We start from the raw sequence: 15,308 nt of genomic DNA, 5'->3' as shown, positions 1-15,308 counted from the left end.
ATCAGGCGCCCAGCATTTTTTTACGCCGCCGTGATGGTGACCCAGAAACGCGTACGCACCTGTACCTGCACCGGCAGCGACGTGGTCAGCGCGCGCAGGATCTGGTCGGTATCGTCGAGCCGGTAGGTGCCGCTGATACGCAGCCCTGCCACGGCTGGCGCGCAGCGCAGCCAGCCCGGGCGGTAGCGTGAAAGGTTGCTGATGAAGGCGTCGAGGCGCTGATCATTGGCAATCAGCAAGCCGCGGCCCCAGGCATCTGCGGCCAGGGGGACGGGTTCCAGCGCGGCGAAGCCTTGCTCATTGAAGCGACAACGCTCGCCACTGTTTACCAGCAGGGTCTGGCCCGAGCTCAGGGTTACACGGGCCTGCCGGGCAAATACCTCCAGGCTGCTGCCGTCATCGAACAGCCGCAGGGCAAAGCGGCTTTCGCCGGCTTCGACCGTGCCGTTTCGGGTGCTGACCCTGCAGTGCTGGCGCGCCGGCACAGTGATCATGACTTCACCTTGGCGCAGGCGCAAGCGCGCAGGGTCGAGCGCGTCATCCACATCGACCGCAGAGGCGGTATTGAGCATCAGCGCGGTGCCATTGTTCAGCATCAGCGAGCGCTGTTCGCCCACCCCGGTGCGCAGGTCTGCCAACACTGCAGACTGCTTGACCTCGCGGTACCCCCCCAGGCCCAGCGCGCCGCCGCCCAGCAGCAGCAAGCCTGCCTTGACCACCCGCCGACGGCTGGCGTTGCGGTCATGCGCTGCCAGCGCCAACACCCGTGCCGATGCCGGGTTTTCGCTTGCTGCCATGCGCGTTTGCAGGCGCTCGGCCTGCTGCCAGGCCCAGGCATTGACGGGCGTTGCATTCAGCCACAGTTGCCAGGCCGAGTAATCACTGGCCTGCACCTCACCGCTGTTGAGCTGGCTGAACCAGTGCGCGGCCTGGCGTAGCGAGGCCAGTTGCTCGGCGTTCAGGTTCATGCTCACTGGCCATGGCCAAGGCTGTAGATCATGCAGTGTTCGGCGGCCTTGGCAATGTAGCGGCGCACGCTGACTTCGGAAACACCCAGCTGGATGGCGATGTGCTTGTAGGGCATGCCGTCGATCTGCGAAAGCAGAAATGCTTCACGTACCTTGGGCCCGAGCGAGGCCAGCATGGCGTCGAGTTCGAACAAGGTTTGCAGCAAGGCCAAACGTTGCTCTGGTGAGATGTCCAGTGCTTCGGGTTGCTCGGCGAGCACCTGAAGCCAGGCCCTTTCCAGGTGCACCCGGCGCAGGTGATCGATCATCAGGCGGCGAGCGATGGTCGCCAGGTAGCCTTTGGGTTCGCGTACGGCGGCGAGCTTGACGGCGGCGTCGGCGGCAGACATGACACGCACGAACACATCCTGGACCAGGTCTGCTGCCAGGTGGCTGCAGTTCACCCGCGGTTTCAGCCAGTTATGCAACCATTTGCTCTGGGCCCGGTACAGCTGGCTGACTTGAGAAGTGAACGCTACATCCGGGATGCTCATCCGTGCCGCCTGAAAATGCTTGCAAATGTTAATTGTTCGCATTTTAGGCAGAGTGTTTCAGGGTTTGCAATCACAGATCCCGTGCCGGCAATTCAGCTCAGGCAGAGGTAGCACGCCTGGCCGAATCAGCCTCACGCGCCTGGTTCTGCTTGTGCCTGCGCGCAAACAGCAGACGCAACAGGGTGTTCCAGCAGTAACCCACCAGCACCCCTCCGGCGAGTGCCAGGGCTACCTCGAACAACGGGTGCCTTAAAACATGGTCTGCCAGCGACTGGAACTGGAAATGCGTCAGGTAGATAAACAAGGTTGACGATGCGATGACCGCACCCGCCCGTGCGACCAGGGCAGGCACTGGCACCGAGCGGAACCAGATAAGGGCCAGGATTGCTGGCAGGGCGATATCGACATAGCGCGAGAAAGCCTCCCAGCCAACGCCGGCAACCGCCATCAAATCCAGCTCGGCGACCACCAGCACGGCCACCGCGCTGGCTACCCACTTGCGCGCTGTGGTGTCGGCATGGTGCACGGCCATGCCCAGCACCATGACCGCCAGGAAGTGCTGCGGTACCCTGTTGAGCAGCGCACTGGCGTCGAACACGAAGCGGTTGAGCAGCACATCCAGCGCCACCAGCGCACAGCTGGCAATGATCAGGCAGCGGAACGGGTCGGCGAGGACGACCCGACGTACGCGCCTGATCGACAGCACGATACCGATGATCACGATCATCTGTACCAGCACTTCGATGTACCAGTAATTGAACAGGCTCACCTCATTGGCCGGGAACCAGTTGGACACCAGCAGCAGTGATTGCCAGTGCAACCGGTCGAACACCAACTGGATCAGCGCGGTGTACAACAGCGTCGGCACCACAATGGCCGCCAGCGACCTGAGCAGCGTGCGGGCATCGCCGCGTTCGTCGATTGCCTTGAGCTGGAACCGCGCCAGGCTGATGCCGGACACCAGGAACAGCACAGACGTTTCGCCGACGATCAGCCAGTGGTCGAACTCGCTCAGGTGGCCGACCACGATCAGGATGATGGCGAGCATGCGCACGAACACCGGCATTTCCATCGACCGCAACGCGCCTTTGGGGGGCGCACTCAGCTCGGCCAGCTGGCACACCGGCAGCGTTTCCCAGCGCTGCGGCAGGTGGCCGATCAGCTCCTCCAGCACCCGCGAGGCCTGCACGAATGACAACGAGTCGCCCCCCAGTTCGACAAAGCTCAACCTGGCGTCCAGGCGTGGCACCTGCAGAATGCGAGCCCAGGCCGAGCTCAGTTTTTCGGCCAGAGGGGACAAAGGTGGGTGGGCACTGTCGTCAAATGGCGCAGGCAGGGCGGGTTTGTCCACCTTGCCGTTAGGGGTGAGCGGCAGGGCGTCGAGGAACACGAATAGCGCCGGCACCATGTAGTCCGGCAACTGGCGTGTGAGCGCCTGGCGCAGGTCATCGGCGGGTATGGGTTTTTGCCCAACGCAATAGGCAACCAGCCGGGGCGACGCACTGTCGCGGTTGGCTACCACCACGCATTGGCCGATGAGCGGGTGACGGGTAATGGCGTTCTCGATTTCCGCCAGCTCGATGCGATGGCCACGGATTTTGACCTGGTTGTCACCGCGCCCCAGGAAACTGGCGCTGCCATCGGCCAGGTAGGTGCCCAGGTCACCGGTGCGATAACAGCGGTCGCCTGCGGCGCCGGTGAACGGGTTGGCGATGAACTTGGCCTCGGTCAGCGCCGGGTCGCCCCAGTATCCCTGCGACAGGTAGGGGCTGCGGATCAGGATTTCACCGGTTTCGCCCACGCTGACCAACTGGTTGGTCGAGTCGACCACCAGCAGCTGCGCATTGGCGATGCCTTTGCCCAAGGGCACCCGGGTACTGTCCGAATCAGGGTCGAGGGTATGGAAGGCCATGGCTTGTGGCGTTTCCGTGGTGCCATAGAAGTTCACGTTGACAGCATTGGGCGCAATGGCGCGGATGTGCTGGTACAGCGCCGGGCTGAGCGCATCGCCGCCCCAGAACAGGTAGCGCAGTTGTTCGAGTAGCTGGCCATTCAAGTGTGCGCCGGTTTCGATCAGCTTGCCCAGCGGCGGGGTGAGGTGGATCACGCTCACGCCGTGCTGGTGAATCCAGCCTGCCAGCCGTGCCGGGTCGGTCAGGGTCGACTGGGCGGGGCAGGCGAGGGTTGCGCCAATTGACAGGGGCGTGAACACGTCGCGGTACACCGGGTCATGGCCCAGACCGGAAAGCAGAGAGAAGGTGTCGGCCTGGGTGAAGCCATGCTGGCGCACATGCCAGTCGATGAAATGCACCAGGGGCGCGTGATGGGTAACGATACCCTTGGGTTCACCGGTGCTGCCCGAGGTGAAGGTGATGTAAGCCGGTTGCTCGGGGCTCACACTGGGCAGCGCGACGCAGTGGCAAGGGAAGGCTTGCAGTGCCTCGGCGGTGGTTTCCGGCACCGATATGACAAGGGGGCTGTCGGTATCGACGGATGCCTCGCCACAGCGCAAGACCACAGCCGGCGTCAGTGTGCGGATGATCTGCCCGATGCGCGCGGGCGGGTAGGCGGCGTCGGCCACGGTGAAGGCCAGGCCGGCGCGCAGGCAGCCGAGCATGGCGTACACCAGACCCGCGCCCCGGCTGGCGACGATAACCACACGATCGGCGCCACTGGCAGATTGTTCCAGCAGACAGGCGGCAATGCCCTGGCTGATCTGCGCCAGTTGGGCATAGCTGCAGGTGGTGTGCCGGGCCAGGATGGCGGTGGCATCCGGGCAGCGGCCGGCCTGTTCGAGGAAGGCGTAATGAATCGGCTGGTCGGCACGGTACTCCAGGCACAGCGTCGGGTTCGGGCGCAGGTCCGGCATGATGGGTGAGGGCTCCGCATGAACGTTGGGGCTGGCTGGTAGCACAACGCTAGTGCAGGGTGGCCGATGGCGCCAATGTTCAGCGGGATTGGGCGAGGATTGTCGACAGTCGGGTGCGCTGTGCGCCCCAATCGCGGCACAAGCCCGCTCTCCTAGAACAAACCATGACTCATCGATCTGGCAGGGACTCTGTGGGAGCCCTGTCCGCTGCGATTTCAGGCCACATCCACCAGCACGATCTCGCTGTCCTCGACGGCGGTGACCCGCAGCACTTCTTCCTGCTCGATCGCCACACCATCGCGCGCCTTGGCCCGCAGCCCATTGATCTCCACCAGCCCCTTGGCCGGCACCAGGTAACCCCGGCGTGCGGCCTCAAAGCGATACTCGGCGGTTTCACCTGCACGCAAGGTGGCAGCTACCAGTCGGGCATCGGTACGAATCTGCAGGCTGTCTTCATCACCGGCACGGCCGCTGGCCAGGGTGACGAAGCCTTCGCCACGCTCGCCTTTGGGGAACGGCCGGCTACCCCACTGCGGTGCTTCACCCGTGCGCTCAGGCACAATCCAGATCTGGAAAATACGCGTGTCGACGTCTTCCAGGTTGTACTCGCTGTGCACGATGCCGCTACCGGCACTCATCACCTGCACGTCACCGGCCTCGGTGCGGCCTTTGTTACCCAGGCTGTCCTGATGGCTGATCGCGCCTTCACGCACATAGGTGATGATTTCCATGTCGCGGTGCGGGTGCGGCGGGAAGCCACTGCCAGCCGCGATCAGGTCGTCGTTCCATACACGCAGGTTGCCCCAGTGCATGCGCTGCGCGTCGTGGTACTCGGCGAACGAGAAATGGTGATGGGCATCGAGCCAGCCGTGGTTGGCGTGGCCAAGGCCTTCAAAGGGTCGCAGTTGCAGCATGATCGTGCTCCTTGAATCAGTGGAATGACGCCATGATGCGCTAAAGAAACATCGAAAATAAGCGTAAATATCGGCTCAAAACAATCATAATGGTCGATATTATTTTTGCGGTGTTTGACTCGCTTCATCGCCTAATCCACTGATCTGCAAGCATTCGCTGGCGATTTTCCGTCGATGCGGCGAACATGCCGGCTGTTTTTGTTTTTCAACGGAGTGACCGTGGCCCACGAGCAACCCCAGGCCCCCGCCGACCTTACGCCGCCTGCACAACTGCCCTGGTTTCGCCGCCTGGCCGCCCGCCTGCTGGGGCGTGGCCTGACCCGCCTGCAAGCCCAGCATCGTGACTCCTGGTTCCTGGGCCACGCCACGGGCCAGCGCACTGGGCATGCCGACGGTGTGCGTGAGGGGTTGGAGCGCGGTCGGCTGGAGGGCTATGAGGCTGGGCGCCAGGTACTGGTGATTCGCGATTCGCGCCCTGACACCGCTGCGGTACCCGGCCGGGACGACAACCTGTTCGACGACTGGCGCCTGCCGCTGACGGCCGAGCTGAAGAAACGCTTCAAGGCCGATGTCGCCCAGCGCCTGCCCGCCGAGGCGCAGCCCAGTGCCGCGCAGTGGAAGCTGATCTTCAGTGACACCCCGTCTACCTGTGTGGTGGCCGGCGCCGGGGCAGGCAAGTCCACGTCGCTGGTGTTACGCATTCTGCTGCTGCGCCATTATCTGGGTTACGAACTGGACGCGATGACCGTGGTCACGTTCACCCGCGAGTCGCGCAAGGACTTCATCAAGCGCCTGCTGCAGGTGTTCGCCCTGTGGCAGATCAACCTGCAGCCGGCACAGGCGCGCGAGCTGGTGCGTACCTTCCATTCACGCATCCTGCCGCTGGTGCGCAGCCTGCCGGGTTTCGGCCAGGTACGCGCATTCGAAACCCTGGGCAACGAGATGCCTGCCGGGCGCGAAGCCGAGGCTGACAGTAACCCGTTCGACTTGCGCCTTAACGATGCCCAGCGCCAGCAACTTAACCAGTGCTACAGCGGCTTGCTGGGCGAGAGCCCGCGTTTTGCCGAGCTGGTAGGGCTGCTGCGCAGCGAAGTCTTGCAGCTGAAACCACTGGACCCGAACAACCCCGACGTACAGAAGCGTGCACAGGTGACCCAATTGGCGGCCCAGCGCGACGAAGAACTGTGCGACGTGATCGAGGACCTGTGGTTCGCCGCCGGCGCCTGGCCGATCAAGGGCATAGAGCCTTGCCGCGAAACCGTGGATATCCGGGGCAGCCGCTTCCATGTGCATGGCCGCCTGGCTGGCCAAGGGCCTCTGGTCGTGCTGGGCTTCGACCCTGCCGAGAGCGCGCAGTACCAGCGCCCCGGGGCCAAGCTGGCAGTGCGTGCCGAGTGGGCGGTCAAGCGCACACTGTTGCAGGCCTTTTGTGATCGGCCGCTGATCTGGCTCGACAACTACGCCATGGCCCGGCGCCTGGCGGCTTCGCTGGCTGGCGATGCTGTGGCCGGCCCCGGGTTCGAGTACAAGGTCAAGGGTGAACTGGCCCCGGCGCCGTTGCTGGATGCCTTTGTCGGTGCGGCCAACTTCATCGAGAACCTTGGCCTGGACGTGAACAACGCGGTGGCGGCAATGAGCTTTCCTTCCGGCGACAGCGATGCCTTGTTCTTCGAGGCCCTGGCGCTGTACTGGAAGGCACTGGAGGCACACCTGCTGGACCAGTCGCCGCCGGTGATGAGCTACAACCGCATGTTCGCCCTGTTCGGCGAGAACAACCCGGAAAACCTTCAACTGCTGCCCGACCCGTTGTTGCGGCCTTTGGCTCACCTGATGATCGATGAGTTCCAGGACGTGTCGCCGCAGATCGTCAGCTGGTTGCGTGCCAGCCTTGCAGAAATCCGCCGGCGTGGCCCCGCCATGCACACCGGGCGCCATGCACAGCACTCGTCATTGCTTTGTGTGGGTGACGACTGGCAGTCGATCTATGGCTGGCGTGGCAGTTCGCCCAAGTATTTCATGGAGTTCAGCAAAGCCTTCCCGTCACCGGCCAGCACGCGGGTGATGCTGGTCGACAACTACCGCTGCCAGCAGCAGGTGATCGACGCGGCTGAGCACCTGGTCAAAGGGACCCCGGCAATTGCCGGCAAGAAAGCCCGCGCCAGCGGCCCGGCAGCCGGCTTGCCCTGCTCGCCGGTCAAGGTGTTCGACCGTGATGAGGCTGCCCTGGGCGAGACGCTGATCGAGCACTACCAACGGGGCGAGACGGTCATGATGCTGTACCGCAAGGGCAGTGACAGGGCCTTGATGAGCGAGCACCTGCAAAGCGTGCTGCACGCCGAGGCCGCATTGCCGGCCGAGCAGCGCCGGCTGCGACAGCTGACTTACCACAGTGCCAAGGGCTTGCAGGCCGATGCGGTGTTCATGTTGGGCGACTGCCATTACCTGACCAGCTCGCCTTACAAGAACCAGGTGTATCGCCAGGCCGGTCTGGGCAAGGCCGGTGACGCCCAGCCGTTCGATACGGCGCAGAAGGACGAAGTGCAACGCCTGGCCTACGTGGCGGTGACGCGCGCAGTGCAGCACTGCTATTGGCATGTCGAGGCCGCCAATGGTGATGCGGCCGCTGCCCCGCGGGCGTCCAGCCAGGTGGATGGCAGGCAGGCCTTTTTCGAAGACCTGCGTGGGCAGTAGGCCAAAGCCTAAGCACTCCTGGGCCTGCTTTGCAGCCCCTCGCGGGCACGCCCGGTCCCACAGCTTCCCAAATGTGCAGTCCCTGTGGGAGCGGGCGTGCCCGCGAAGGGCCGCAAAGCGGCCCCAAATGGCGTGACTGAGAGGCTTCAGGTGAACCTGAGAGGCTCAGCGGTTCGGGTCTTGCGCGTGGGTCAGCGTTTCGAACAATGCTTCGCGCTGCTGGTCACGCCCGGCATTCAGGCGCCGACTGGCCAGGTCGTAAGCCTGGCTACCCAAGTCCATCCTGTGCAATTGACCGTTTACATCCAGCGGTGGCGCGGGCAGTACCTCGGTGAGGGTTTGCAGCACCGCGCCATCCAATAAGGTGACGGCTTCGCTTTCGCCATCCAGGCAATAATCCAGGTACTGCATGCCGTGGTACCAACGCTCATCCAGCGCGGCGAAGCGGCTGGCGAAGCGCTGGGCAAGGTAGCGTTGCCAGCTGGGCTGCCGGGCAACCCAGGCCCTGCGTTCGGCAACAGTATCGTCGAGCTGCAGGACAGCGCGTTCGACATTGCTGGCCACACGTGCCGAGATCATCGCTTCTTGGCGATACAGCATGCCTTGGCTGGTTTCCGGGAAATTGAGCGGTTCTGCCAGTGACTGGCGCAAGGCCAGGCGTATTTCGATCAGGTCAGTGCCGCCGGTGAGCAGGGCGTCGTCACTCAGTTCGTCCAGGGGGTCCAGTTCAGGTACGTCAAGCCTTGCGGGCTGAGCCTGGGCGGGCAGCCGTTCCAGCTCCAGCAGGCGCGCCTGGCGGGCCAGGCGGGCAAGCTGAATCCGTTCGGCCAGCGCGTTGACCATTTCGCGGCGATAGAGGCTTCTGAAAAAGGTGAACAGGTAGGCAGGGCGCTCCGCTTCCTCGGCCACTTGCCTGAACACCTGGGCTTCGAGCTCCAGGGCACTGAATGCATCGGTGCCGGCGTCGCCACAGGTAGGTGGGTAATCTTGCGCGACATTGTCCAGATGGGTGCGCAACGCCTCGTCACGTCCGGCCTGTTCAAGCAGCTGCCAAACCTGCTGGGTCAGCGCTCGCAGGTTGCGCTCGGCTTGCTGCGAGCGTGCCACGCGTTCGACCACTTCGCGCAAATGGCGGTTTGCATCACCCTCGAACAGCGCGTCCCAGAGCTGCGCCTGTTCCGGGCTGGCATCCACCAGCCAGAAGTCCTCGCTGATATCCGACAGCTGATCGGCGCCGTGCACTTCGACCCCTGCCGTGCGCAGCCGGCGGTTGCTGGCGGCATCCAGGTTGTTTTCATTGAAGTCCCAGAAGCTATCGCGTCCAGGCGTACGCAAGGCTTCGGCAAAGGGGCTGGCCAGTACCTGATCGAGGTCCGGCACCTCGCCGATCGGGTTGTAGCTCAGGCTGAGGTGACGCAATTGCGGGGCGGTCGGCGTCATCAGCGAGGTGAGGCCACGTGGCCATTCACGCAGGCCGCAGTTGCGCAGTTGCAGGTTGGCCAGGAATGTCAGGCCGGTCACGTCAGGCGCCTGCCCCAGCGGGTTGTTGGTCAGGCGCAGATGGCGCAGGCTGCGCAGGTCGGCGAAACGCGCTGCCAGGGCTTCACTCAACGCAATGTGGTTGTTCTCCAGGTCAAGGTATTCGAGGGGTAACCGTGCAAGGGTCTGCAGGTCGGCTTCGGCAAGCTGCAACCTGTTCAAACGCAAGCTCAGCCGGCGCAGGCGGGTAAGGCCACCCAGCCGGTGACGCATTACCTCAGTCAGGCTGTTCAACTGGTTGTTGCCCAGATCCAGTACTTCGAGTTGCGGGGTGGCCGCCAGTGCCTGGAACAGCCCTTCGAAGTCGAGTTCTGGGTTTTGCGTCAGGCGCAGGACGCGCAGCGAGGGGAAGCTCTGGAAAAAGTCTGACGGTATCTGGCGGATGCCAATGGCGCGGATGTTCAAGGTGGTGATGTGATCGAAGCGCGCTGGCAGTGATGGCAGGGTGTCGAGTTCCAGGTCTTGCAGTGTCAGGCTGTACGGGTCGTCACGGCGCCAGGCGGCATTGAACAGTTCACGCACCACGGTGCGCGCGTTGCGCTGGCTTTCACTGCCTTGGTTCGCCCAGTCACGCAGCGAGTCGTCAAGGGTGTCGCGCTCGATTTCCAGTGCCCTGAGCTGTGCCGAGACGCTACCGCGCTGGCGTAGCTGGCCCCGCAATGTATTGCGTGCGCTTGCGTTCAGGCCAGGGTAGAGCGCACGCAAACGTCGATCTGCAGTATTGGGCCAAGGCAGCCTCCCGCTGAGTGGGTAGCCAACGCGCCCATCGGCCAGGCGCATTGGCGAACGGTAACCAGGCCTGATGGGCTGTTGCCCGATCAGGCTGGCCGCATGCCCCCGGTCGGCGATGGCCACGTGATACCGTTGGCGCGCATCGAGATCAGGGTGTTCTGCTTGCAGCGCAAGGTCCAGTACCTCACTGTCGGCGGTGGCCAGATCAGTGCGATACAGCCCCAGCAAGGCCCTGCTCAGGCGGGTGTGTGCCTGCAGGGCCCGGGCCTCTTCGGCAACGCGCAAGGGCACCCTGCCTTGGGCCATCAGCAGGCGTTCACGGGCACAGGTCCTGGCCATGATCTGCTCGATGGCATGCTGCGGCAGGCCTGGGAATTGCCTGCCCAGCGGCCCGGCCTCTTCGGGTAGCCTGGGCGGGTTTGGCGCTTTCAACCGCTCGAGTGCGTCGGCCAGCAAGGTGGGCGGATACTGTGCGGCCACCTGGGTGTGGCGCAGTTCATCACCTTGCACCCCTGAGCACTCCAGCGCGGCCTGCAACTCGCTGTCAGTCAGGCCCTCACTGATCGGCCCCAAACGCCGCAAGAGCTGCAGGTCATCCCACTCCAGAGGCACTTCGTGTGCCGCGCGCCACGCGCCTGCGCCATTGTCCCGAATCACTGGCCGATAGGCCTGCGGGTCTTGCGGGTGGGGGATCCGCCATTGGCCGCGTTCCTGCAACTGTTCGTACACAACACCCTCGATACGTATGTAGTGACGCCCGTCAACCGTGTAACGGCCCTGCACATCGGGTTCAAGGTCTTCGCCAATCGACACGGGGCTTGCATGGTCCTTCAACGTGGCGTTCCACAGGTAGTCCTTGCCATCCTTGACGATGCTCTGCATGGCGTCGACAAAGCCGGAAGCCTTCAGCGCCACGGCACCGCCACCTACGGCAGCGACCGTGACAATGTTCAGCAGCACCGACTCAAGCTGGGCTGCAGCCTCTTCATTGTCACCTTCCTCCCAGGCCGAGATGCCCTCGAATACACTGCCCATGATTTGCGCGGCGCCGAGGGTCAACATGATCGGGTTCAGGCATGGCACGACCATCGCTGCGACATTCAGCACGGTCATACCCAGGTCCAGCCAGTATTCGATGTTCTGCAAGCGTACCCTGGCGTCAACATCTTCGGTGGGAACCGCGACCCTGCGAGCATCCGCTCTCAGGCGCGCAAGGTGGCTGGACTCCAGTAGGCCCCAAGGGGCATCGGGCAAGCTTCTGTCGATGGATTCCAGGTGTACCGACTTGCGGGGTTTCAGCTGCGCCCCTTCTTCCTGGTCGGCGTTGCTGTAGAGGGCGCGCTCGAGCCGCTTGCTCAAGGTAGCCTGCTGTGACTGCAATGCCAGGGCGACGAAGCGCTTGCGGTAGTCGTCCTGCATCAGCTGTTGGCGCAAATACTTGCGTGCTTCGCCCAGCGAGGCGAACTCCCTGAGCGCATCGACATCCATCGGGTTGTAGAGAAATACCGGGTCGTGCTTGCGGTTTTGCAGGGGGGCAATGAACAGCAGCTCATGGATCGGGATGCCAAACAGCTGCAACTGCCAGCAACGCAGGGGACGCCCTTGATAGGTGGGGTCGGCGCGTTCGGCACACAGGCCATGCAACGCGAGAGCGCCGGGGGCGCTGAGGTGGCCTTTGCAGCCAGCGATACGGGTTTGCACACGAAACTCGTCACGCCGTGCGTTGATGGCCAGCGCTTGCAGTTCGGTCCTGTTTGGCCCGGCGAAGATTTGGTCAAGGTGCAGCTGGTAGCGCTGACCCAGGTTTAGCGCCCGGCATTGCTCAATGAAGCCTGTCAACGTCAGACCAGCCATGGCCCGGATGTCCTGCCGGCTGTGCTGCAGGCGACTGAACCGCGTGGTGTCGGCAGTGCCTTCGAAGTTGTGCAGGGCCGCTTCGAGCAGGCTGCGGTACTGCGGGGCCCCCTTGGCAACGATCTCGCCCTGCTCATGGGGCACTGCCGGACCCGTGGGCAGCCCGACGGGTTGCTTGACCGTGGTCGCTTGATAAACGTATTGCGCCTGGGTGACCGGGGTGTCGATGTTCAGCTGCTTTTGCAGCAAAGGGGCGCAGAACTCGGTGACGCCCTGCAAGTTGCCGAGCGCTGCCTGCAAGGCCCTGCTGCTTGCATCGCGTTTGGCGATGGCGCGCTGCAGGGCTTGGCGGGTAGCTTCGTCTGCCTGTTGATACCAGGCGTAGGTATTGCCCTGGCCGTCCTGGTAGTCCTTGTGCAAGCGCGCCGTGATCTGGCGGGCATGCTCGCCATGCAATGCCTTGCTCCAGCCGGGCAGGGTACGCGCCATTTGCGCGTGGTGATAAGGGGTGTGGCTCATGTCGGCACTCCGTGTACGGGAGCCGCTATGGGGCCGCATACGCGGGCGCACTGTGCGGTAGATAATTGCCTGCCCAGGGCGCTCATGCGTATGCGGGTGTTGCGTGCGTTCTGTCAGGCAGGTGGCCGGCAGGCCTTACTTGAAGGCTTGCGCGGCCAATGACTGCGGGTTAACTGCCCATTGTCTGCGTATGGCGGGTGAGGCTTGTCAGCAGGCCGTGTTCCACCTGCTGCTGCTCGGCAGTCAGCAAGTCCACGCCTTGACGGTACTGCTGCTCGGTGATCGCCACGCGATGCAGAACACCCCGAGCATCCAAGGGGTTTTCCGGCATGACGCTGGTCAATGCTCGTCGCACAGAGTTGTCCAGGGACGTTACCGGGTCGGCGGTTTCATCCAGGCAGTAGTAGAGGTAGTCCAGGCCTGGCCGCCAAAAATCGGTTATCAGGCTGAACTGTGCCGCATGTTCCCGTTTCAGGTACTCCACCCAGCCCGGCTGCTGGTTTAACCATTGCTCCCGGGCTGTGGCGTCTGTATCAAGTGCCACGACTGCTGCTTTCACACGGTTGATGATTGTCTGGTTGACCCTGGCCGTGTCGCGATACAGCATGCCTCGGCTCGGCTCAGGGTAATCCAGCGCAGTCGCCAAGGACTGGCGCAAGGCCAGGCGCAGCTCGATATCGTCCACCAGCCCCGTTTCAAGGTCGATGTCTGGAAAGGCAGAGGGGTCGTCGAGCTCGTCGTATGGGGGGAGGTCGCCGTTAAAGACGCCATCGAGCAGTGCCTGTTTGCGCACGGACCTTTTCAAGCTGATACGGTCGGCCAGTTGGTTGACCTGATCGCGTCGATACAACTTGCAATACAGGTTCAGCAGATCGGCCGCTCGGCTACCGGCCTGGCCTGCAGCTTCGTGGGCCAGCACTTCTATCTCCAAGGCACTGAAAGCGTCGGCACCTGCATCGCCACAGGTTGGCGGGAAATCGCCGGCCACTGTGGCCAGGCGTTCGCGCAGCACGGTGTCCTGGGCAGCGTTCTCCAGCAAGCTCCAGACACGCTCCCTCAACGCCACGGCATCGCGCCGCGCTTCTGCCGACTGGGCAAGCCGCTCCAGCACCCCAAGCACCGCCGCATTCTCACCTTGGTCGAACAGGTCGCGCCACAGTTGCTCTTCGGCACTGCTCGCCTGGCCACGGTACAGGCCTTGCCACTGCGGCATGTCGCCTGCGTGCTCGAATACGTTGACGCCACTGCTGCCCAGGCGTTCGCGTGTTTGGGCTTCCAAGGTGTTGTAGTTGAACAGCCAGCGGCGCTCCGGCAAGCGCGCCGCGACATCGCGGGCGAACGGGGTTCGCAGCACGCCTGGCAAATCTGTCAGGGTACGAATGCGGTTGAAGGAGAGGTTCAGATAGCGCAGCTGATACTGCGGCTGGCTCATCAGGATTGTCAGGCTGTGCGGCCACTGCTGCAGTTGGCAACCCTCGAGGTCCAGATGGCTCAGGCGGGCCATGAAGCGCAGGTCTGGCGCCAGCCGCAGGGGGTTGCCCGACAGGTGTAACACCCTGGGGTGGATCATGTCCTGAAACTGGACGGCCAGGCTTTCATCAAGTGTGATCTGGTTGCTGCTCAGGCCAAGTCCATCCAGGGGCAAACGCGTCAGGAAGGCCAGGCTGGCAGTATCGAGCCGTAGCCCATTACGGCTGAGGATCAGTACCCTCAGGCCGGGCATCGCCCCGATGGCCTGTCGGGCAGTGGCTGAAAGGCTGGTCAAGCCATTGTCTGTCAGGGCCAGTTCGCGTAGCCGTGGCACAGACTTGAGTGCCTCGAACAATGTTTCGGCGTCCATATCCGGGTTGCCGATGATTTCCAGGGTTTCCAGGTTAGGGAAGTTTGGCAAAAAACCGCTTTCCAGGCGCCGCATCTGCAGCCCATCAACTACCAGTTGCCGGATATGCGGCATAGGGGCAGTGAACGGTGGCAGCGCTTCCATGTGCATATGGTTCAGCACAAGTGCTGCGCGTTGCGTGCCGCCTTCTCGGCGCGAAGCACTCAGCAGTCGCGCCGTGCACCGCTGCCGATCAAAGCGTTCGTCAAGGGTGGCTGAGGTGTTAATCCAGCGATTGAGATCCCGGTTGAGGGTGCGTTGCTCTACTTCAAGCCGACTGATCACGCTGCCCAGGTCGCCTCCCAAGGCAAGTTCGGTTTGCAGTGCGCTGATCTGCTGGCCGCTGAGCTCGGGGTACAGTGCCCGAAGCCGGCGCGCGGCTGGCAAGGCGCGCCCTTGGGAGCCTCGGCCGCTCAGGGGATAGCCAAGCTGGCCGCTGGCCAATCGCAAGGGGGAGCGGAATCTGGGGTTGATCGGTTGCTGGCCGAGCAGTGAGGCGCAGTGCTGGCGATCGCCCAGGGCGAGTTGCAGCAACTGGGCCGAGTCGGCCTGTGGGTGCTCAGCTTGCAGCGCTTGTATCAGGCGCTGGCTGTCGTCATTAGCCAGGCTGGGCCTGAAGATGCCAAGGATGGCGCGGTCAAGCCGCCCCCGTGCTTGCAGAAGGCGGGCTTCCTCGGCAATGCGAAGAGGCACACGTCCGTTTGCCAGGCGTTCCTGCTCCACGGTGCTGATGTTGGCCAGCAATGCTTCGAGCGCGCTGTCCGGCAGGCCGGGAAACTGCCGGGCGAGAGGTTGTACGGTGGGGGGGAG

At 63.5% G+C, this 15,308-nt stretch carries 7 protein-coding genes; 1 reads left to right on the top strand and 6 read right to left on the bottom strand.

Annotated elements, in window-relative coordinates; genetic code table 11:
- Positions 1–20: 20 nt before the first annotated feature.
- The 4 genes from AC07XM_RS24060 to AC07XM_RS24045 form a co-directional block, all read right to left on the bottom strand.
- The gene (locus tag AC07XM_RS24060; protein WP_102689837.1) at positions 21–968 is read right to left on the bottom strand and encodes a FecR domain-containing protein; all 948 of its coding nucleotides are present in this window, start codon (positions 966–968) and stop codon (positions 21–23) included.
- A gap of 2 nt (positions 969–970) precedes the next feature.
- The gene (locus AC07XM_RS24055) at positions 971–1,501 is read right to left on the bottom strand and encodes a sigma-70 family RNA polymerase sigma factor (RefSeq protein ID WP_023047927.1); all 531 of its coding nucleotides are present in this window, start codon (positions 1,499–1,501) and stop codon (positions 971–973) included.
- 97 nt (positions 1,502–1,598) lie between these two features.
- A complete protein-coding gene (locus AC07XM_RS24050) occupies positions 1,599–4,370 on the bottom strand; it encodes an amino acid adenylation domain-containing protein (protein WP_102689836.1) in 2,772 nt (923 codons plus the stop codon).
- 215 nt (positions 4,371–4,585) lie between these two features.
- Positions 4,586–5,284, bottom strand: coding sequence for a pirin family protein (locus AC07XM_RS24045; RefSeq protein ID WP_016486065.1), 699 nt, complete (start codon positions 5,282–5,284; stop codon positions 4,586–4,588).
- A gap of 174 nt (positions 5,285–5,458) precedes the next feature.
- Here AC07XM_RS24045 and AC07XM_RS24040 point away from each other — a divergent pair, with 174 nt between their 5' ends.
- Complete coding sequence (locus AC07XM_RS24040) at positions 5,459–7,975, top strand: UvrD-helicase domain-containing protein (RefSeq protein ID WP_102689835.1); 2,517 nt, start codon at positions 5,459–5,461, stop codon at positions 7,973–7,975.
- A 165-nt stretch (positions 7,976–8,140) separates the two neighbouring features.
- Here AC07XM_RS24040 and AC07XM_RS24035 read toward each other — a convergent pair whose 3' ends face one another.
- Positions 8,141–12,619: a dermonecrotic toxin domain-containing protein gene (locus tag AC07XM_RS24035; protein WP_102689834.1), complete on the bottom strand. Its 4,479-nt coding sequence runs from the start codon at positions 12,617–12,619 to the stop codon at positions 8,141–8,143.
- Between the two features lie 169 nt (positions 12,620–12,788).
- A partial coding sequence (locus AC07XM_RS24030; RefSeq protein WP_495045630.1) for an NEL-type E3 ubiquitin ligase domain-containing protein occupies positions 12,789–15,308 on the bottom strand: 2,520 nt, incomplete at its 5' end.

Source organism: Pseudomonas sp. GW460-LB5, from assembly GCF_059423245.1.
The sequence above is the reverse complement of the archived record's forward strand: the minus strand, read 5'-3'. Positions and strand labels throughout refer to the sequence as shown.